Below are 19,703 nucleotides of genomic sequence, written 5' to 3' on the forward strand. Positions count from 1 at the left end.
GGTTTTACCGTGGTCAACGTGGCCGATAGTACCAACGTTTACGTGCGGTTTCGTACGTTCAAATTTTTCTTTAGACACGATCGTGTTCCTTCCTAGTTATGATTCACCTTGAGTAACGTACACTCAGGGCGCGCCAGAAATTGCTATTTTATGCGCCAACTCCCGTTAGCGCAATAGATTCGTTATTAATCAAATAACAGCTAACCACGTTCTGCAATAATTGCATCAGCAATATTCTTGGGAACCTCAGCGTACTCAGCAAACTCCATAGAGTAAGAAGCACGTCCTTGGGTTGCAGAACGAAGATCCGTTGCGTAACCAAACATCTCGGCGAGAGGTACTCGGCAACGGATGATTTTCAAGCCAGCAGGGCCTTCATCCATACCTTCGATAATGCCACGGCGACGGTTTAGGTCACCGACAACATCACCCATCCAATCTTCAGGAGTGGTTACTTCAACCTTCATCAACGGCTCAAGAATAACAGGGCTTGCTTCTAATGCCCCTTTCTTGAATGCCATAGAGCCGGCGATCTTAAACGCCATCTCACTTGAGTCGACATCGTGGAATGAACCATCAAACAGTGTTGCCTTGACATCCAGAATAGGATAACCAGCCAATACACCATTGTTCATTTGTTCTTCGATGCCTTTCGCCACCGGGTTGATGAATTCTTTAGGAATTGCACCTCCCACGATTTCGTCAACAAAGACGAAGCCTTGACCAGGCTCAGCAGGTTCTACTTTCAGCCATACGTGACCGTATTGACCACGACCACCTGACTGACGAATAAACTTGCCTTCAACTTCCGCTTTACCACGAATGGTTTCACGATACGCAACCTGAGGTTTACCCACATTGCAATCAACGCTGAATTCGCGCTTCATGCGATCAACGATGATGTCTAGATGAAGTTCACCCATGCCAGAGATCAGCGTTTGACCGGTCTCATTATCGGTTTCAACGCGGAAAGATGGGTCTTCAGCAGCCAGTTTACCTAGTGCTATGCCCATTTTCTCTTGGTCGGCTTTAGAACGAGGCTCAACTGCGATCTGAATCACAGGTTCAGGAAATTCCATCCGTTCAAGAATCACTTTGTGATCTTGATTACATAGAGTGTCGCCTGTCGTGACATCTTTCAAACCGATCGCCGCCGCAATATCGCCAGCACGAACTTCTTTAATTTCTTCACGTTTATTGGCATGTAACTGAACAATACGCCCAAAACGTTCTTTCTTCTGTTTCACTGAGTTGTAAACAGCATCTCCGGAATTCACAACACCAGAATACACTCGAATAAACGTCAATGAACCAACAAAAGGATCGGTGGCAATTTTAAATGCTAATGCAGAAAATGGTTCGTTGTCATCAGCATGACGCTCAACTTCATTTTCACGCTCATCGATCCCCTTAATAGCAGGAACTTCAACCGGTGATGGTAAATACTCAACAACCGCATCCAATACCGCTTGTACACCTTTGTTTTTAAATGCACTACCACAAGTGGCAAGTACGATTTCGTTGTTCAGTGTACGCTGGCGAAGCGCTTGTTTGATTTCAGCTTCGGTTAATGCACCTTCTTCAAGGTATTTATCCATCAATTCTTCGCTCGCTTCGGCAGCGACTTCAACTAAGTTGTTGTGCCATTCTTCAGCCAGCTCTTGCATATCGGCTGGAATTTCTTCATAAGTGAAGGTCATGCCTTGATCGGCTTCATTCCAGTTGATCGCTTTCATCTTGATAAGGTCGATGACACCTCTAAACTCTTCTTCCGCACCAATGTTTAATTGGATAGGCACTGGAGTGGCACCAAGACGATGTTTAATTTGGTCTACAACGCGTAGAAAATCTGCCCCTGTACGGTCCATCTTGTTAACAAATACAATGCGTGGAACATGGTATTTATCCGCTTGACGCCAAACAGTTTCAGATTGAGGCTCAACACCAGACGAACCACAGAATACAACCACAGCACCATCAAGCACACGTAATGAACGCTCTACTTCAATGGTAAAGTCAACGTGCCCTGGGGTATCAATGATATTAATGCGATGATCTTGGAATTGGGCATCCATACCACGCCAAAAGGCGGTGGTAGCAGCAGAGGTAATGGTGATACCACGCTCTTGCTCTTGCTCCATCCAGTCCATGGTAGCAGCACCATCGTGAACTTCGCCAAGTTTGTGAGAAAGGCCGGTGTAGAACAGAATACGCTCAGTAGTGGTTGTTTTTCCTGCATCTACGTGAGCACAGATACCGATATTACGGTAGCGCTCAATAGGAGTTTTACGAGCCACGATTGTATCCTCTTACTAAGGTTAACCTTAGAATATAGAAATGTGCTGCGAGAGAACCTCGCAGCACAGAAGGTATTACCAGCGGTAATGAGCAAACGCTTTGTTCGCTTCTGCCATACGGTGAACGTCTTCACGTTTCTTAACAGCAGTACCTTTGTTTTCTGACGCGTCTAGCATTTCAGCAGCTAGGCGAGCAGCCATAGATTTTTCACCACGCTTACGCGCAGCTTCAACCAACCAACGCATAGCAAGTGCGTTACGGCGAACCGGACGAACTTCTACAGGCACTTGGTAAGTTGAACCACCCACACGGCGAGATTTAACTTCGACCGCTGGGCGAACATTTTCAAGAGCTTCTTCAAATACAGCTAAGTGATCTTTACCAGATTTCTCAGCCATAGTGTCTAGTGCAGTATAAACAATTTTTTCTGCAGTAGATTTTTTACCGTCAACCATTAGGATGTTAACGAATTTTGCCAGCAATTCAGATTTGAATTTTGGATCTGGAAGGATCTTACGCTGACCAATAACGCGACGACGTGGCATGGAATATTCTCCGTTGTCTTCTTCAGGTTTTTTCCAAAACTTTGCAGTTTTTTCAAAATAACAAATTAATTGAGTGTTTGGCCTTACTTAACGGAATCCATTAAGACTTAGGACGCTTCACACCGTACTTAGAACGACCTTGTTTACGGTCGTTAACGCCTGAACAGTCAAGCGCACCACGAACAGTGTGGTAACGAACACCCGGAAGGTCTTTTACACGACCGCCACGGATAAGAACGACACTGTGCTCTTGTAGGTTGTGACCTTCACCACCGATGTATGAAGTAACTTCAAAACCGTTAGTTAGACGTACACGACATACTTTACGTAGTGCTGAGTTAGGTTTTTTAGGGGTAGTTGTATATACGCGAGTACATACACCACGTTTTTGTGGGCACGCTTCGAGTGCAGGCACGTTGTTTTTTGCAACTTGCTTCACACGTGGCTTGCGTACCAACTGGTTAATCGTTGCCATTAGCTAGCTCCTGAATTTACTTAAAGTAAGCTTTGTGAAAAATCTAGCCCTGAATGCTTTACGCAAATAGGGACGCAAAATTCTATGCAGCAGTGAGAGGTGTGTCAAGAAATATACAGATCTTTTTTCTGTAACTAAAAAGGGGGTGTCAATCTAAATGCACAACTGATGATAAACAAACTACCAACTTATTGATTTTTCGATATTAATTGTCATTTTAACAAATTCAGCGATATTAATAATATGGACTGGTTCAGCACACATATCTAACCATCCTCGAGCTGCCAGATCTTCTTGCAACGCATAGACAGCACTATCAGTCGGAAGATAATGGTAATAAGGAGAATGTACCTTGCTCGCATAAACAGCTTGCTCTACCAATAGTAACGCATCACCGCGCTGTAAATAGCGAGGAAGCCATGTGAGTTGCTCTAGTTTTTTGACAATATGCAGCATCCCATTCCCCTTTAAAACGTCAGTACTTGATCAAAACCTTGCCACCGTTTCGCTATCTCAACTGGCGTTAATGGTTGAATATCAATAAGTAAATCACCTGTCTCCATACCCCATTCAGCTAAGCTTTGCTGGCAAATATAACGCTGTTCAATATCGTAAAGGTCGAGCAATTTAAATGCCGAAAGATAATCACGACTCAGAATATGCTCCGGTTGCTGATTTTTTACCAACTGCAACACGCCTTCTGCGACAAAAAAAACCGCCAAATTATCGTGATAAGCTGAAGCCGCTAATAATGCGTCCAGACCTTCTCGCCCTGCACTGCTTGCATGAGGGGAAGAATGAAATATAAAGGCAATATTCTTCAAAACTGTACTACCCTATCATCACTCAGTAACGCTTCCGCTAAACTCCCCAACCCTGTCTGCAAGAAAGGCTTGGCAAGATTCGCAGAACAGCGTTGATGCAACGAGGCTTCACTATCGCTTAATATTCCTCTTCGTAGTGCAGCCGCAACACACGTTTCCAAGCTGACATGATGCTGTTCAGCCAGTTTTTGCCATCCGTTAACTAAGTCAAACTCATCATTTGCAGGAACCGTCAATGCCGATCCATTCAATACTCCATCTTGGTAGAAAAACACTCGTTTTAGATGGTGCCCTTGCTCAATCACATTCAAAGCGAAGAGGTAAGCATTACGAGCAGATTGCGTGCCATAACTCGGGCCATTCACCAACAAAGTAAAGGTTAATGCATGGGTATCCACGGTTTACTCATCTCCAGTTTTACGTTGGCGAATATAGAGATAAACGGTGTGTTTAGAAATATTTAACCGATCTGCCACTCGATTAATCGCATCTTTAATATCAAAAATCCCTTTATCAAACAGTGCCATAACAATTTGACGATTCTTGGTATTATTTGAAACAGACTTATCCGCATTGATTTCTTCGATAGTCCGCTCAACCGTTTGATCCACCAACTCCTCCACATCGCTCGCAAAATTTACGGAAGAAGCGGCTTCTTGAGCCTCTTGTGTCGGCATAAACGATTGAAGAACTTGAGAGAATGGAGCATCTAAATTGACGTTAATACACAGTAAGCCAATCACGCGGTTATCACCATTACGAATAGCAACCGTGATGGACTTCATTAACACTCCACCTTTTGCTCGAGTAAAATAAGAACGCGAAAAATTACGCTCAGACCCTTCAATATCTCGCAACATTTTTAGCGCTAAATCGGTGATAGGGGAGCCCACTTGACGCCCAGTGTTCTCTCCATTGGCAATCTTTATTGCTGAAGTATTTAAGTCTTCCAGTGAATGCAACACAATTTCACAAAATTGGCCAATCAAACTGGCGATACCATCCACAACCGCTTCATAAGAACGTAAAATCACTTTATCGTGCTCAGTAAAAGGTTTTACATGTACGGATTCAAATTCTAGCAGCATGTCAGCATTAATGTTTTCTGTCGTTGTCACTGTACCTTGACCTTAAAACGAAAAATCAACAAATTTCTGTAAGTTTATCAGATAATTTTAGTCTATGACTGAGCTATCTCATTAACAAGTGATTTAAAGCAAGTTCTTAGGATATTTCATTAACAGGCTAATCGAACCAAAACATGATGATACCAATGAATAATCGTGGAATAAGAAAGCAAAAGGGCCTGAAATCAGGCCCTAAAGTATCATGGTGTCATCACGATTATTTCGCATCTTCACCATTGTCTATTTTCAATAATTCAACTTCAAAAATCAGCGTCGAATTGGCTGGGATGGTTGGCGTATCTTGCTCACCATAGGCCAGTTCTGGTGGAATGACGAATTTATATTTAGCCCCCACTTGCATCAGTTGAACCCCTTCTGTCCAGCCTGGGATCACTCGATTTAATGGGAAGGTCGCAGGTTCACCGCGATCATAAGAACTGTCAAATTGAGTACCGTCGGTCAATGTGCCTTTATAATGTACTTGAACCGTATCGGTATCTTTCGGTGAATCCCCTTCTGCCGGTGTTAATACCTGATATAAAAGGCCAGACTGAGTTTGTTTCACCCCTTCTTGTTTAGCAAATTCAGCACGGAACTCGTCACCCACTTGCTTGTTTGTTTCTGCTTTTTCAGCCGCTTTCGCTTGCATAATGCTAGCAACACGTTTATCTAACGACTCCAATGCCGCACGTGTTTCTTCTTCACTCATCTGAGCATTACCAGAAAAAACATGTTCAATGCCTTTCAACACAATATCTTTATTGAGTTCGACGCCAATTTCACTAGGCTTATCAATACTGGTAGTGAGATAGTTAGCAAATGAAACACCAATTGCGTAAGCTGCTTTATCATCTTCTGAATTGAACGTGATATTCTCAACGACAGGTTGAGCTTGTTCGCTCACGTTAACAGCAGAGTCATCTTTCTGACAACCAACGGCAAGCATAACCGTAGCTGCAAGCAGCGATACTTTAAACAGTGATTTCATTGAATTCTCCAAATTTGTAGGTAAACCTTTTGTTCTTGTGCACAAATCTGCTCTTTACTCTGGTGCACAATGTCATGTTGTACCAATATAACGGTATGTTTTGTAATTGTCTTTACTACTTAACGGATAATTAGTTTTGATGCGAATAATTTCTCATTCCATCTTGCAGCTCATTGTCATTTTGCTGTTAAATGGCTGTTTTTTCTTTGACAAAGACGTAGAACGTTGGGTGCTAGAGCCCAATGGTTCCACCAGTTTTGGGCTCAGTCGTGATGGGCGTTTTGCTCTTATTTATTCTCAGGAACATCAATTGGTTCTCTGGGATTTAGCACAACGTCAACGTTTAGCAGAGCTAGGCGCGCAAGATCCCCAAGCCAGTACAGTGTCGCATATCCGTTTATCCGATAATGGTCAATACGCGGTTACTGCCAGCCAAATTAACTTTGCCGTCTGGCACTTAGGCTGGACCCAAGCAAAAGGACTTTGGTCCATCTCTGATGGGTTAATTCGAGATATCGATATCAGTAACCATGGTGAGCAAGTTCTTATCGGACTCTCCAATGGTAAAGCTATTTACGTAGACTTAGTCTCTGGAAGACGCCTTGAGTTCCTCGCTCACTATGAAAAAGTGAATTCCGTCGCTCTTTCTCCCAATGGACGCTACGCCTTAACAGGGGGAAATGATCATATGGCTTACCTTTGGGATACCCAAACAGGGCAAATTATCTACCGCTTTGAACACAGCCAACGGGTCAACCGAGTCGCACTCCAACGCGATGGCGCATTAGCATTTACTTCAGATAGTGGAAACCAATCGATTATCTGGAATTTAAAAACAGGACAACAACAAACGAAATTACACAGCTTTTCACGCCAGTTAGTTTTTTCGACTGCTCGCTTCTCTGATGATGGCCGTTACCTTGTTACAGGAACGCCTTCAAGCCTAATTGCCATTTGGCGTACCGATACAGGAAAACAGCAAGCTCGCTTTGAAGTTGAAGCGAGAAAAGATGCCCGACCTCCTAGAGCCGTGGTGTATGATGCCACCTTTAATTCACAACAACGGGTCATTTCCGGAACATCTGCCGGAATCGCTCAAGCATGGAAATTTAATCAGTAACCATGAATGAAACTACGATAGTACATCTACAAAAACGCGTTGAGGACTTGGAGTGCCAATTGGCTTTCCAAGAACAAACCATTGAAGAATTGAACGAAGCCTTAGCTCAGCAACAGCTAGTGATCAGTAGGATGCAAGACCAGATGAAATATGTGGTTGGAAAGATGAAAAATATGGATAGCTCAAATCTTGCTGATCCAGCGAATGAAACACCCCCACCACATTACTAGAAAAGAAATAAAAGGCGCCTGACTACCGGATGAACGCGTAGACAATGACCACTCCAGCCACAACTAAACAGCCACCAATGCGCCGCAATTGGCTATCAGGCTGCTGTGCCAGTTGAGCGACCATATTACGCCAGCCATTAGGAGCAAAAAACGGCCCAATACCTTCTGCGACAAGCAGTAATCCTATGGCTATCCATATTGCATTTGACATAGTGATCTCCAAATAAGAAAGGCTCCTAAGGAGCCTTTCTTCGATAAAACGACTTATTACTTCGCCGCTGCACCTTTAGCGCTATTCATGTATTGGAAGAAATCACTTTTCGGATCCAGTACTAAAATATCGCTTTTCTGACTAAATGAATTTTCATAAGCTTTTAATGAGCGTAAGAAGCTAAAAAATTCAGGGTCTTTATTATACGCATTCGCATACACTTTAGCGGCGGTAGCATCAGCCTCACCACGGGTTACACGAGCGGTTCTGTCGGCTTCAGCGATAATCGTTGCGACTTCTAACTCAGCCTGAGCTCGGATAACTTCCGCCTTTTCACGGCCTTGTGAGCGGTGACGACGCGCAACCGATTCACGTTCAGCTCGCATACGACGATAAATAGACTCACTGATCTCATCCGGTAAATTGATTTTCTTCATTCTAAAGTCAACCACATACACGCCCAGATCTCGGCTAGCATTAACGCGAGTTTCCTCTAACACCTCAGCCATGATTTCATCACGTTGACCATCAATTTCAAGCGCTTGTTTCGCCGCTTCAGTAGCCACCGCTTCATCATCCGCACTATCGGGTAATACATTACTATTACGTGGACCTGAGACAATTTGCTTAATTTCTCTTGAACCGATTTCTGAACGTAGAACGTCAGTCACACGGCGTTCAAGTAATGCTTCTGCCGTTAATGCGTTACCGCCTCCTGTCGCCAAATAGTACTGACCAAAATCTTCAATACGCCATTTGACATAAGAATCAATAATTACGTCTTTTTTCTCAGAAGTAACGAATCGGTCTGAGCGGCTATCCATGGTTTGAATTCGAGCATCCAGTGTTCTGACTCGATCAAAGACAGGCATTTTAAAATGCAATCCAGGTTCATAGATCTTTGAAACATCATTGTTATCTTTCAAGATACGACCAAAACGAATCACAATACCACGTTCACCTTCTGGGATGACGAACATAGACATTAATATCAATGCCAGTAGAACGACAACCACAGGGATCATTAATTTACGCATAATTAGTATCTCCCTTGACGTGAACTGGTTGAGCGAGGTTGAGAAGTGTCGGTGTTACCTGACGTTGTTGCACGCTTAGATTCCAACTCGATTTCATCATAAACTGAAGATGAACCACTTTGTTGACGCTTACTGGTCGCTTCATTTTGCCCCGCCAATTTATCAATCGGCAAGTACAGTAAGTTACCACTTGATTCTGAGTCGATAAGAATTTTTGAACTATTGGTATACACTTCTTCCATCGCATCAAGATACAAACGATCCCGGGTAACTTTAGGAGATGCCTGATATTCAGGTAGCAATTTCTCAAATTGAGCGACTTGACCTAAAGCTTCATTAGTAATGCGTTCACTATAACCAAGCGCTTCTTTCTTCAAACGCTCAGCACGACCGGTTGCTTTAGGTAGAATTTCATTCTTGTAGGCTTCCGCCTCACGAATAAAACGTTCTTCATCTTCCCGAGCGGCAATCGCATCATCAAACGCATCTTTTACTTGCTCTGGTGGTCGTGACGACTGGAAGTTGACCCCCACCACAAATAGCCCCATATCATAGCCATCAATGATTTGATTCAATGTTTCTTGTGTGCTCTGCCGGATCTGTTGACGACCACTGGTCAAAATACTATCCATCAAAGAGTCACCCACAACGGCACGAAGTGCAGAATCTGTCGCTTGGCGTAAGCTATCATCCGCATTGGTGACTTTATAAAGATATTTATAAGGGTCTGCGACTCGATACTGAACATCCATGGCGACAGTAACGACATTTTCGTCTTTGGTCAGCATAAGACCTGAAGCACGTAATGAACGAATTGCTTGTACGTTAACAGGTGTTACTTCATCAATAAAACGAGGACGCCAGTTTAAGCCGGGATCGACGATTCGATCGTATTTACCTAAACGTAAGACCACCCCACGTTCTGCTTCGCCGATAGTATAAAAACCAGCAAAAAACCAAATAGCGATGGCAATCACAGCAATAATGCCTAATCCAATTGCTCCACCGCCAGTGAAAGAAGGTCCTTTGCCTGACCCCCCTTTATTACCAAACTTCCCCCCCAGCTTCTGACTCAGCTTATTAAACACTTCGTCTAAATCTGGCGGACCTTGCTCACGGCCACCTTTTTTACCACGATTATTATTCCCCCAAGGGTCATTATCGCGGCCATTGTTGCCGTTATTATTTCCGGGCTCATTCCACGCCATTAGAAAGCTCCATCATTTGATATGACGTTATACTCTAGCAGTCCTTTAAGTAACGATAAAGTCACGTAAAACTGCCTGTTCTCTTTTCTCTAGTCTAGACCAGTCAACCTGTTGCATCCGTATTGATATCAACAAATTGCCTGCTGGATCATACTCTTCCTGTTGAATCGCATTCATTTGGAAAAATAGGCTACGAATCCGACCTTGATATTGCGGCGGAATCGATAAACGATATTGAATGATTTGGCTGGCTAAGCGCTCTGTTAACGCTGAAAAAAGCAAATCAATCCCCACCCCTTCCATTGCAGAAACCCAAACTGCTTTGGGCACCCCTTCATCATCTCTCTCGATACGAGGTTGCTGGCCTTCGAGGTTGTCAATTTTATTCATCACTAGCAGAGTAGGGACTTCGTTCGCCTCAATCTCTAGCAAGACATCCTCCACAGCTTGGATATTCTCACGAAAACGGTCATCACTCGCATCCACAACATGTAACAAAATGTCAGCTTCCTGAGTTTCTTGTAACGTTGCTTTAAATGCCGCCACTAAATCATGGGGTAAATGACGAATGAATCCAACGGTATCGGCCAAGATCGCTGGGCCAACATCCGCAAGTTCAATTTTCCTTAATGTAGGGTCTAACGTGGCAAATAACTGATCAGCGGCATAAACGCCAGCAGCAGTAATCTGATTAAATAAGGTTGATTTCCCGGCGTTAGTGTAACCCACTAATGAAATGGTCGGGATCTCGGCACGGTTTCTTGCTCGACGCCCTTGCTCACGCTGTTTAGAGACTTTCTCTAGGCGGCGTAAAATCGCTTTGATTCGTTCACGCAATAAACGACGGTCGGTTTCTAACTGAGTTTCCCCTGGCCCTCGCAAGCCAATCCCACCTTTTTGTCTTTCTAAGTGGGTCCAGCCTCGAATTAAACGGGTAGAAAGATGACGTAACTGAGCCAATTCGACTTGTAGCTTACCTTCATGCGTCCGAGCTCGTTGAGCAAAGATATCTAAAATAAGCCCAGTTCGGTCGATCACTCGACATTGGCAAAGCTGTTCAAGATTACGTTCTTGAGCAGGAGAAAGGGCATGGTTAAAAATAACCACATCCGCCTCAACCAATTGCACTGCGTGCGCAATTTCTTGGGCTTTACCCTCACCGACATAATATTTAGGGTGAGGAGACTGACGGCTACCCGTAATCACTTGTAGTGTCGAGACACCAGCAGAAGAGACAAGCATCTCACACTCGCTGAGATCTTCCCACTCACCCTGTTGCGTGAAGTTGATATGAACAAGTACGGCTCGCTCACCGGCTTCATAACGGTCAAACAAGCGCTCAACTCCCTAATATATGATGAAATAACGACAAATAATTAATCGTCTGATTTTTCTGTTGTACGTTCTGCTGCTGGTCGATCGGCATTATGATGGCTTACTGGACGAGCAGGAACAACTGTTGAAATGGCATGCTTATAAACCATTTGATTGACGGTGTTCTTTAATAGAATCACAAACTGATCAAATGATTCAATTTGGCCTTGCAGCTTAATGCCGTTTACTAAATAAATAGAAACTGGAATACGCTCACGGCGCAGTGCATTTAAGAATGGGTCTTGTAGAGATTGCCCCTTAGCCATTTTATTTTCCTTATTTTGTATTTTGTTGTAGTTATTTAGCTAGCGGTGCACGTCTATTGGTGCGGCCTTTACATCTGAGCTAAACGAATAAAAACACCCTATGTTACTCATCAGAAGGATTCATTACCCAATCAATCAGTAACGGATCCTTTACAGGGCACATCACGCAAAAGCGATCACATTATACACAGCTAACTCAATCCGATGCTATGGCATTTGAAAGAGTTTCTAACGCTTGATCAACATGTTCGCTATCTAACCAAGTTAGATCATCCCAGCTGCGTAACCAGGTGATTTGTCGCTTGGCCAATTGACGGGTGGCACAGACTCCGCGAAAAATCGCCTCATCCAAACTGCTTTTCCCATCTAAGTACTCCCACATTTGTCGATAACCAACACAACGAATCGACGGTAAATCAGGATGAAGATCATTTCGGGCATAAAGCGCCTTCACTTCTTCCTCAAAACCTGATTGGACCATCTTTTCGAAACGAAGTTCAATTCGACGATGGAGTTCTGCCCTATCCTTGGGAGCAATTGCGAACTGCTTAATACGAAAAGGAATCGGATCCCCTTTCGTTTTTGTCAGCTCTGTAAGAGTTTTACCTGAAATTCGATAAACTTCCAATGCCCGTGACAATCTTTGTGGATCATTTGGATGAATTCTTGCCGCGGAAATTGGATCAATTTGTTGCAACTCGGCATGCAGCTCTTCCCAACCTCTCTTTTGGGCTTGAAGCTCGATCTCCTGTCTGATATGAGGATCCGCCGCAGGTAAAGGCGACAAACCTTCCAACAAGGCTTTATAGTACAGCATGGTGCCACCCACTAAGAGCGGTATTTTTCCCTCACGGGCGATCGCTTTCATTTCACATAGCGCGTCTTGTCGAAAGTCCGCCACTGAATAGGCTTCCCTAGGATCTAAAATATCAATCAGGCGATGAGGTGCTTGTGCTAGCTCCTCCGCTGAAGGTTTAGCGGTTCCAATGTCCATTCCTCGATAAATCAAAGCGGAATCAACACTGATGATTTCAACCGGATATTTTTTTCGAAGCTGAATCGCTAAATCTGTCTTTCCTGAGGCCGTTGGCCCCATTAAAAATAGGGCAAGAGGTAATTGTGTTGTCATGAATGTAATGCTGCAATCGTGGTGGAAAAATCCACCAACTGAATAAAGTGGTGATCATTAAAGGGAAGTTGACCTTGCCATAACTGTTCAATTTCAGCAACTAACTGAATTGCTTCAGACAAAGTGTAGTCGTTTTTTGTGGTCATCACACGTTGACTCAGCCAATGAGTTAATTGAGTCAGCGTCAACTCTGAAGATGCATTCGCTTGCTGAGTGGAGATATAGCTGAGTAACTCTGGAATTAAGGACTGTAAGTTTTGCTGTCTCAATGGCTGAGGCACGCCCATGATCATGAGTGATGAGGGCGAGCGAATTGTCAGATCAATGCCTAATCTTGATAATAATTCGTGGCTTTGCTGTAATGCCGCCTGTTCATGTTCATCCATCTTCACCGCGAGCGGAACCAATAAGGGCTGACTTTTTAACGCGGCTTGCTGAGCATTTAATTGCCCGAAGATTTTCAGCTCAAGTGCTTGAGTTAATGCAAGTAAAACGCACCCTTGATCCGATGTCATCAACAAGTATTGCCCTTCAACAACCGCGATTGCTTTGCCTAAAGTCACTTTATCCAAAGAGGGGGACGTGGCCTGAATAGAAGGAGTGCCGAGCATATTCTCATCAGAGGAAACCGGTTCTACCGTCTGCATTAAGTGCTGATAAGCCTTTGTTTGCTTTAGGGTAATAGAAGATCGCTCTGGTAATGGTGCCGTTTTTTTTGATACGGACCGATCCCACGCGTTCGGGGCCTCTTTTTCTCGAACAAAAGAAGACGGCTCCTGTCGTTCCACTGCCGCTTTACGAGGATAATCGGGTGTTTTCTCTATCGCTTGCCAGACATGTGAAAGACGCTCTGCTGATAAGTCTGAAGAGACTTCAGATTGTTCATGAAACGCGGCCTGATTTCGTTCAGGGACATCAATATGCTCACTTTCTGATAGTGCACGACTGAGTGCTTGATAAATAAAGTCGTGCACTAAACGCGCCTGATGGAAACGAACTTCATGCTTAGCAGGATGCACATTCACATCCACAAAGTGAGGATCTAATTCAATAAATAAAACATAGGTCGCAAACTGATCAGGACGCAAGCTATTTTCATAACTTTGGCGAATGGCATGATTGATCAGCTTATCGCGCATCATTCGTCCATTGACATAGCAGTATTGCAGGTCACTTTGCTGGCGAGCCCCCTCTGGTGTCGTGATCCACCCCCGCAAGGTTAATCCTTGATGTTCAAGTTCAATACGCAGCATGTGGCGAACAAAAGCAGCACCACATACGGCTGCAAGTCGTTTCTCTTGCTGTATTTCTGTTTTCGCCGCTCGATACTGGCGAATGATATGACCATTATGACGAAGGGTAAGCGTGACATCAAAGCGGCTCAATGCAATGCGCTTAAGAAGCTCATCAATATGAGTAAACTCGGTTTTATCAGTGCGCAAGAATTTTCGCCTTGCGGGAGTGTTAAAGAAGAGATCCAGCACTTCCACTGTCGTGCCAACCGGATGAGCAGCGGGCTGAAGTTTTACCGCCATATCTCGCCCTTCACTGTAGGCAGACCAAGCTTCTTCCTGTGTAGCGGTTCGAGAGGTTAAGGTTAACCGTGAGACAGAACTGATACTGGCGAGTGCCTCACCACGAAACCCGAGGCTAATAATCGCTTCTAAATCATCCAGAGACTGTATTTTGGAAGTGGCATGACGACTTAAGGCTAACCCTAATTCATTTTTATTGATCCCCACACCATTATCCCGAACCCGAATCAGCTTTGCGCCCCCTTTTTCGATATCAATATCAATCCGAGTTGCGCCTGAGTCTAAGCTATTTTCCACCAGTTCTTTTACCACTGATGCGGGCCTTTCTACTACCTCGCCAGCTGCGATTTGGTTCGCTAAGCGAGCAGGTAGAATACGGATAGTCATACTCTCCTCACTACTTATTAGGGATGATCAGTACTTGTCCAACCGCTAGTTGATCCGAACGTAATTGGTTTGCCTCACGAACACTTTGTACGCTGACATGGTACTGATTGGCAATTTTACCTAAAAACTCACCACGCTGAACTTTATGTTTTCGTAAAGGTTTATCTTTAAGGCTCACAGTAATGTTCAACTTCTGCCCAACGGACAAAGTGTCAGACTTCAAACTATTCTCGCGGCGAATGGCATCCACAGACACTTTATAGGTGGCTGCAATTTTACCTAAAAACTCCCCCGACTTAACCGTATGAGTAAGGTTTTCTGTCTCAACAGGATTATTCACCACCGGAACAGGAACAGGGCCACGTTCTCCCCCCGGAATGGTTAATCGTTGCCCCACAGAAAGACGGGAATCTTTCAGTTTATTTGCTTGCATGATCGCTTGCACACTTGCTCCATACTTCTGTGCAATCACTGATAACGATTCACCTCGTTGAACTTTATGCTGCTGAGTTTTATTACGATTAGCAAACAATGTTCCCTCAGGCGGGTTCTCTTCAAAATATTGAACTAAGGCTTTGGCAATCGCCCTGGCTAACTTATCTTGATGACTCCGCTGAAATAACAGTCGCTCTTCCGTGACGTTAGAAATAAATCCCGTTTCGACCAATACAGAAGGGATATCCGGTGACTTTAATACCGCCAAACTCGCATTCACTGGCTCACTTTTATGCAAATACGCAATTTTACCCATTTCACGTAAGATATTGGTTGCGACTTTGTGCCCTTCTTTCTGAGAATGACTAAACTGTAAATCTAATAAGGTTTGGCTCACATTTCGATCATTATTCGTTTTAGCTAGCACTTCTCCAGCGCCACCAAGTAATTCCGACTGCTGTTCATGATTTTCAACCCAGCGTGCAATTTCTGTATTTGCACGTCGAGTGTTGAGGACAAAAACAGAAGCTCCTCTTGGTTGAGGAGTATGGAATGCATCGGCATGAACAGAGACCAGAAGATGAGCCTTACTTTTCCTTGCAATTTCTGTACGTTTATTAAGGTTAACGAAATAGTCACCAGAACGGGTTAATACGGCTTTCATCCCCGGTACAGCATTGATTTGATCGGCAAGCTTTTTAGACACGCTCAGAGTGGCATCTTTTTCAAACTTACGAGATGGGCCGATAGAGCCAGGATCTTCCCCTCCATGCCCAGCATCAATGGCCACAATAATATCAGCAGTCCCGATCAACTGAGAAGCATCACGACTAACGGTTGTACTTGTTTTCGGAGTAGAGGCCGATGAAGCCTTAGTTTGCCGATGCGGTAAATCAATCACCAACCGGTGTCCATATTGGCCACCAGGCGTAGGGGCGAGCTTAAAAAGTTGTGGCGTTGATTTATTTTTCAGTTCAAAAACTAAGCGAAAGGTGCTGTTTTCGGGAGGAGAGCTGGCACGAATCTTCGTTAAGATCGTACTATCGGTCACCAAAAGAGGAAGGCTAGTTGCTAACGAGGTCTTTTTCAGATCGACGACTAATCGCTCAGGGCTACTGAGCGTAAAATAGCTAAAGTCCACTTCGGCTTTAAGATCTACCACCACACGAGTTTCATCCGGTGATGGCCACACCCTCACCCCTTCCAATACATTGGCATACGAACTCGTACCAAACAAGGTCAGTACCAAGACGAGAAATACACGCCCCAAATAACAGCGAAAATTGATCACTATAACTCCAACTGGCTCAGTAAAGTATGTCCATATTCATTATTGGCCTTCAAGGTTGCCTCCCGGTGAGAACCTTGATAATGGATTTCGATATCAAGGTCTGACATAGGCAATAAACCATTCCCTTTCTCTGGCCATTCAACCAAACAAATCGCATCATCCGTAAAATAATCACGAATCCCCATAAATTCGAGTTCTTCCGGATCGGCCAAACGATAAAGGTCAAAATGATAAACCTGCCAATTGACTAACTGATACGGTTCAACCAGAGTATAAGTTGGGCTCTTTACATTTCCTTGATGGCCTAAAGCACGAATAAAGCCTCGGCTGAATGTCGTTTTCCCAGCACCTAAATCTCCATAAAGATAGAGTGTTGTACGCTCAGAGCATAGCTGTGCCAACATCGTACCTAGTTTTATCGTGTCTTGTTCATCTTTTAAAGTAAAGGTCTTGCTACTCATTGAAAGGATCTCTAACGCGTCAGATGTCGACTATATAAAAATAAAAAGAGAACGAATAGTAAACTGGGTTAGATTTAAGAGACAAGCACTGTTCTGTAAGTAAACCGAAAAACTTTTCCTACATACACAAGAATCTCTCTGTTTTATCTAGATCAGCCAGATTAGATCCGTTAAGATCCTCCGCCCATTCGATAACCAAAACTCACTATGGACTATCAAGCACTCGCCGACCAAATTAAACATTGGGCTAAAGAGCTTGGCTTTGACAAAGTCGGGATCTGTGACATTGATTTAAGTGAGCATGAACCGGCGCTACAACGCTGGCTTGATGCAGGTTATCACGGAGAGATGGACTGGATGGCTCGCCATGGTATGTTGCGTGCACGCCCAGCAGAACTTCTTCCCGGAACCCTGCGTGTCATAAGCGCCCGAATCAACTACCTTCCGCCTCAAGCTCAGTTTGCGGCAAACTTATCCGAACCATCACAAGCCTATATCAGTCGATATGCTCTTGGACGCGATTACCATAAATTAGTTCGTAATAAGCTAAAAAAGTTAGCAGAGAAAATTGAACATGAAGTCGGGCAATTAGGATATCGACCGTTTGTCGACTCCGCCCCCCTTCTCGAACGCCCTCTAGCCCAAAAGGCAGGGCTGGGTTGGGCAGGAAAACATTCTTTAATTTTAGATCAAGACGCCGGCTCTTGGTTCTTCCTCGGTGAACTTTTAGTGGATATCCCATTACCGATTGATTCTCCGAGCGAAAACCAATGTGGAACCTGTCGGGCTTGTATTACCTCTTGCCCCACTGGCGCCATAGTAGAAGAAGGGGTCGTTGATGCACGGCGTTGCATTTCTTACTTAACCATTGAATATCCGGGCATTATTCCTGAAGAATTTCGACATGCGATGGGAAACCGCATTTATGGCTGTGATGACTGTCAATTGGTATGCCCATGGAACCGCTTTTCAGACTTAACTCAGGAACCTGATTTTCACCGCCGAGATAAACTCAATAATGCCGATTTAATCCATCTGTTTGCTTGGGATGAGCAGACCTTCTTACGTTATATGGAAGGCTCCCCCATTCGGCGTATCGGTCACCAGCAGTGGCAAAGAAATATCATCATCGCGATGGGCAATGCTCCCTATTCACAACAAATCATTGACACGTTAGAAAAAAAACACGGAGAGAGTCAATTATTAGATATCCATATTGACTGGGCTTTAAAACAACAGCGACAACAAATAACCTATATCACCAATAAACATCAGAGACTTATCCGGATCGTGCAAAAAGGGCTACCCCGCGATGCCTAGCCATGACTTAGCCCGAAATAGATTTCGGCACATAATTTGACACACTTCGCAAATTATCAGATGTGGAAAAAAATTTTAATGACATAGCGTTTGATAAACTTCAAAAAAGTTAGTCACACTAGCAGGAAATGATTAGGATCAATAAAAATACAGTTAATGATCGTTTTTCTCTATCATCATCTTACATAAAACAAATTAATATCAATAAAAATCAATTAGTTATAAAAAAGCAGCCAATCCACCTCATTAATTTATCGTAAAAAGATCCAAGCGGTAGCGTTTCTTTGACTCACTAGAAACACTTTATTCACCAAGTTATCCACAAAATAAAATCTGTGGATAAGTCTGTTGATGAATATGAATAGCCTAGGCTGAACATATGTTAGCCTAAAAGGGAAACGAACTGACCTGAACACTTTTCTAAAAGAAAAATCGCGGATAGTGAAAGTTGACTGATTGTGATGAGTTTATGCTTCACAGCATGAACAAAAGAGCATCGGCATAGAGCCAAAAATGAGCAGAGCGCAAAATAAAAATCTGCGCAAATGCGCAGCAAGATTATTTCCGAAATAAATTGGTTGCGGGGGCCGGATTTGAACCGACGACCTTCGGGTTATGAGCCCGACGAGCTACCATGCTGCTCCACCCCGCGTCCGTATTGTCTTATCGTTAAGCACGATAAAAGCTTGAAACTTTGCGATTAAGCTTATCACTTACCGCCGATCAGCGCATGAAGCCCTGAAAGAAAATTGGTTGCGGGGGCCGGATTTGAACCGACGACCTTCGGGTTATGAGCCCGACGAGCTACCATACTGCTCCACCCCGCGTCCGTATTATCTTATCGTTAAGCACGATAAAAGCTTGAAACCTTGCGATTAAGCTTATCACTTACCGCCGATCAGCGCATGATGCCCTGAAAGAAAATTGGTTGCGGGGGCCGGATTTGAACCGACGACCTTCGGGTTATGAGCCCGACGAGCTACCATGCTGCTCCACCCCGCGTCCGTACTATCTCATCGTTAAGCACGATGAAAGCTTAAATCATGCAATACACATAATCCTTTCATTTAAAGGATTATCTCAATATTGAGAGATGTTGCTCTGATGAACTGAGCTTGTGCTGCATTTTATCGTTAAGCACGATAAACACTCTAGAACTGGTTGCGGGGGCCGGATTTGAACCGACGACCTTCGGGTTATGAGCCCGACGAGCTACCATGCTGCTCCACCCCGCGTCCGTATATCTCATCGTTAAGCACGATGGGGCTATAGAACTGGTTCGCCACACGAGGTTTCCGTCTTTAAAAACAAAAAGGCGTGACCTCAACCTTGATAAGGTTGCGCTCTACTAACTGAGCGAGTGTTGCATTTCACTGTTTAGCACAATGACAAGCTATCAATCTGGAGCGACACACGAGGTTCGAACTCGTGACCTCAACCTT

General features: G+C 44.1%; 20 protein-coding genes and 4 tRNA genes. 3 read left to right on the top strand and 21 right to left on the bottom strand.

From position 1 onward, the window contains the following. Window positions 1-200: 200 nt before the first annotated feature. The 8 genes from fusA to fkpA all read right to left on the bottom strand — a co-directional run bounded on the left by fusA (window position 201) and on the right by fkpA (window position 6,257). Window positions 201-2,297, bottom strand: coding sequence for an elongation factor G (gene fusA, locus EXA13_RS15550; protein ID WP_238133971.1), 2,097 nt, complete (start codon window positions 2,295-2,297; stop codon window positions 201-203). Between the two features lie 75 nt (window positions 2,298-2,372). Continuing rightward, window positions 2,373-2,843 (bottom strand): 30S ribosomal protein S7, encoded by a 471-nt coding sequence (gene rpsG / locus EXA13_RS15555; protein ID WP_042490263.1) that lies wholly within the window; start codon window positions 2,841-2,843, stop codon window positions 2,373-2,375. A 100-nt stretch (window positions 2,844-2,943) separates the two neighbouring features. Next, window positions 2,944-3,318, bottom strand: coding sequence for a 30S ribosomal protein S12 (gene rpsL / locus EXA13_RS15560; RefSeq protein ID WP_078927413.1), 375 nt, complete (start codon window positions 3,316-3,318; stop codon window positions 2,944-2,946). Between the two features lie 180 nt (window positions 3,319-3,498). Then, the gene (tusB, locus tag EXA13_RS15565; protein WP_238133972.1) at window positions 3,499-3,774 is read right to left on the bottom strand and encodes a sulfurtransferase complex subunit TusB; all 276 of its coding nucleotides are present in this window, start codon (window positions 3,772-3,774) and stop codon (window positions 3,499-3,501) included. A gap of 11 nt (window positions 3,775-3,785) precedes the next feature. After that, window positions 3,786-4,142, bottom strand: coding sequence for a sulfurtransferase complex subunit TusC (tusC, locus tag EXA13_RS15570; RefSeq protein WP_238133973.1), 357 nt, complete (start codon window positions 4,140-4,142; stop codon window positions 3,786-3,788). Then, window positions 4,139-4,540 carry a sulfurtransferase complex subunit TusD gene (gene tusD / locus EXA13_RS15575; RefSeq protein WP_238133974.1) on the bottom strand — a complete coding sequence of 134 codons (402 nt, stop codon included), beginning with the start codon at window positions 4,538-4,540 and terminating at the stop codon, window positions 4,139-4,141. Before tusD ends, tusC begins: the two co-directional genes overlap by 4 nt. Before the next feature lie 3 nt (window positions 4,541-4,543). Further along, window positions 4,544-5,260, bottom strand: a complete 717-nt coding sequence (locus tag EXA13_RS15580) for a helix-turn-helix transcriptional regulator (RefSeq protein ID WP_238133975.1) — start codon at window positions 5,258-5,260, stop codon at window positions 4,544-4,546. A gap of 226 nt (window positions 5,261-5,486) precedes the next feature. Next, window positions 5,487-6,257: an FKBP-type peptidyl-prolyl cis-trans isomerase gene (fkpA, locus tag EXA13_RS15585; protein ID WP_238133976.1), complete on the bottom strand. Its 771-nt coding sequence runs from the start codon at window positions 6,255-6,257 to the stop codon at window positions 5,487-5,489. Window positions 6,258-6,396: 139 nt separating this feature from the next. On the opposite strand from fkpA, the gene EXA13_RS15590 reads away from it, so the two are divergent. Together EXA13_RS15590 and EXA13_RS15595 are read left to right on the top strand one after the other, a co-directional pair. Further along, the gene (locus tag EXA13_RS15590; protein WP_238133987.1) at window positions 6,397-7,377 is read left to right on the top strand and encodes a WD40 repeat domain-containing protein; all 981 of its coding nucleotides are present in this window, start codon (window positions 6,397-6,399) and stop codon (window positions 7,375-7,377) included. A gap of 2 nt (window positions 7,378-7,379) precedes the next feature. Continuing rightward, complete coding sequence (locus EXA13_RS15595) at window positions 7,380-7,607, top strand: SlyX family protein (protein ID WP_238133977.1); 228 nt, start codon at window positions 7,380-7,382, stop codon at window positions 7,605-7,607. Between the two features lie 22 nt (window positions 7,608-7,629). On the opposite strand, the gene EXA13_RS15600 is transcribed toward EXA13_RS15595, so the two are convergent. The 9 genes from EXA13_RS15600 to tsaE all read right to left on the bottom strand — a co-directional run bounded on the left by EXA13_RS15600 (window position 7,630) and on the right by tsaE (window position 16,941). Next, entirely contained in the window at window positions 7,630-7,818 is a 189-nt protein-coding gene (locus EXA13_RS15600; protein ID WP_238133978.1) for a DUF2065 domain-containing protein, read from the bottom strand. A gap of 56 nt (window positions 7,819-7,874) precedes the next feature. Continuing rightward, entirely contained in the window at window positions 7,875-8,855 is a 981-nt protein-coding gene (gene hflC, locus EXA13_RS15605) for a protease modulator HflC (RefSeq protein ID WP_238133979.1), read from the bottom strand. 2 nt (window positions 8,856-8,857) lie between these two features. Then, window positions 8,858-10,063: an FtsH protease activity modulator HflK gene (hflK, locus tag EXA13_RS15610; protein ID WP_238133980.1), complete on the bottom strand. Its 1,206-nt coding sequence runs from the start codon at window positions 10,061-10,063 to the stop codon at window positions 8,858-8,860. Window positions 10,064-10,108: 45 nt separating this feature from the next. Beyond that, window positions 10,109-11,398: a ribosome rescue GTPase HflX gene (hflX, locus tag EXA13_RS15615; protein ID WP_238133981.1), complete on the bottom strand. Its 1,290-nt coding sequence runs from the start codon at window positions 11,396-11,398 to the stop codon at window positions 10,109-10,111. A gap of 41 nt (window positions 11,399-11,439) precedes the next feature. Then, window positions 11,440-11,703: an RNA chaperone Hfq gene (gene hfq, locus EXA13_RS15620; RefSeq protein WP_238133982.1), complete on the bottom strand. Its 264-nt coding sequence runs from the start codon at window positions 11,701-11,703 to the stop codon at window positions 11,440-11,442. A gap of 196 nt (window positions 11,704-11,899) precedes the next feature. After that, window positions 11,900-12,832 carry a tRNA (adenosine(37)-N6)-dimethylallyltransferase MiaA gene (miaA, locus tag EXA13_RS15625; RefSeq protein WP_238133983.1) on the bottom strand — a complete coding sequence of 311 codons (933 nt, stop codon included), beginning with the start codon at window positions 12,830-12,832 and terminating at the stop codon, window positions 11,900-11,902. Next, window positions 12,829-14,754: a DNA mismatch repair endonuclease MutL gene (gene mutL / locus EXA13_RS15630; RefSeq protein WP_238133984.1), complete on the bottom strand. Its 1,926-nt coding sequence runs from the start codon at window positions 14,752-14,754 to the stop codon at window positions 12,829-12,831. Before mutL ends, miaA begins: the two co-directional genes overlap by 4 nt. 10 nt (window positions 14,755-14,764) lie before the next feature. Next, window positions 14,765-16,459 carry a LysM peptidoglycan-binding domain-containing protein gene (locus tag EXA13_RS15635; protein WP_238133988.1) on the bottom strand — a complete coding sequence of 565 codons (1,695 nt, stop codon included), beginning with the start codon at window positions 16,457-16,459 and terminating at the stop codon, window positions 14,765-14,767. Window positions 16,460-16,479: 20 nt separating this feature from the next. Further along, a complete protein-coding gene (gene tsaE / locus EXA13_RS15640) occupies window positions 16,480-16,941 on the bottom strand; it encodes a tRNA (adenosine(37)-N6)-threonylcarbamoyltransferase complex ATPase subunit type 1 TsaE (protein ID WP_238133985.1) in 462 nt (153 codons plus the stop codon). Window positions 16,942-17,148: 207 nt separating this feature from the next. On the opposite strand from tsaE, the gene queG reads away from it, so the two are divergent. Next, on the top strand, window positions 17,149-18,261 hold the full coding sequence (gene queG, locus EXA13_RS15645) for a tRNA epoxyqueuosine(34) reductase QueG (protein WP_238133986.1): 1,113 nt from the start codon (window positions 17,149-17,151) through the stop codon (window positions 18,259-18,261). Between the two features lie 575 nt (window positions 18,262-18,836). On the opposite strand, the gene EXA13_RS15650 is transcribed toward queG, so the two are convergent. The 4 genes from EXA13_RS15650 to EXA13_RS15665 all read right to left on the bottom strand — a co-directional run bounded on the left by EXA13_RS15650 (window position 18,837) and on the right by EXA13_RS15665 (window position 19,496). Next, a tRNA-Met gene (locus tag EXA13_RS15650) sits at window positions 18,837-18,913 on the bottom strand. 98 nt (window positions 18,914-19,011) lie between these two features. After that, a tRNA-Met gene (locus EXA13_RS15655) sits at window positions 19,012-19,088 on the bottom strand. Between the two features lie 98 nt (window positions 19,089-19,186). Then, window positions 19,187-19,263, bottom strand: a tRNA-Met gene (locus EXA13_RS15660). Window positions 19,264-19,419: 156 nt separating this feature from the next. Continuing rightward, window positions 19,420-19,496: transfer RNA gene (locus EXA13_RS15665), tRNA-Met, on the bottom strand. Between the last annotated feature and the right edge of the window lie 207 nt (window positions 19,497-19,703).

This window comes from Vibrio cincinnatiensis, from assembly GCF_022113815.1.
Classification (GTDB): domain Bacteria; phylum Pseudomonadota; class Gammaproteobacteria; order Enterobacterales; family Vibrionaceae; genus Vibrio; species Vibrio cincinnatiensis_A.

Bases quoted from the DNA above. Each gene is read 5' to 3' on its own strand.
- EXA13_RS15595 (WP_238133977.1), top strand. From the start codon at position 7,380: ATGAATGAAACTACGATAGTACATCTACAAAAACGCGTTGAGGACTTG.
- queG (WP_238133986.1), top strand. From the start codon at position 17,149: ATGGACTATCAAGCACTCGCCGACCAAATTAAACATTGGGCTAAAGAG.
- fkpA (WP_238133976.1), bottom strand. From the start codon at position 6,257: ATGAAATCACTGTTTAAAGTATCGCTGCTTGCAGCTACGGTTATGCTT.
- hflK (WP_238133980.1), bottom strand. From the start codon at position 10,063: ATGGCGTGGAATGAGCCCGGAAATAATAACGGCAACAATGGCCGCGAT.
- hfq (WP_238133982.1), bottom strand. From the start codon at position 11,703: ATGGCTAAGGGGCAATCTCTACAAGACCCATTCTTAAATGCACTGCGC.
- miaA (WP_238133983.1), bottom strand. From the start codon at position 12,832: ATGACAACACAATTACCTCTTGCCCTATTTTTAATGGGGCCAACGGCC.
- EXA13_RS15600 (WP_238133978.1), bottom strand. From the start codon at position 7,818: ATGTCAAATGCAATATGGATAGCCATAGGATTACTGCTTGTCGCAGAA.
- rpsL (WP_078927413.1), bottom strand. From the start codon at position 3,318: ATGGCAACGATTAACCAGTTGGTACGCAAGCCACGTGTGAAGCAAGTT.
- tsaE (WP_238133985.1), bottom strand. From the start codon at position 16,941: ATGAGTAGCAAGACCTTTACTTTAAAAGATGAACAAGACACGATAAAA.
- hflC (WP_238133979.1), bottom strand. From the start codon at position 8,855: ATGCGTAAATTAATGATCCCTGTGGTTGTCGTTCTACTGGCATTGATA.
- mutL (WP_238133984.1), bottom strand. From the start codon at position 14,754: ATGACTATCCGTATTCTACCTGCTCGCTTAGCGAACCAAATCGCAGCT.
- tusB (WP_238133972.1), bottom strand. From the start codon at position 3,774: ATGCTGCATATTGTCAAAAAACTAGAGCAACTCACATGGCTTCCTCGC.
- rpsG (WP_042490263.1), bottom strand. From the start codon at position 2,843: ATGCCACGTCGTCGCGTTATTGGTCAGCGTAAGATCCTTCCAGATCCA.
- EXA13_RS15590 (WP_238133987.1), top strand. From the start codon at position 6,397: ATGCGAATAATTTCTCATTCCATCTTGCAGCTCATTGTCATTTTGCTG.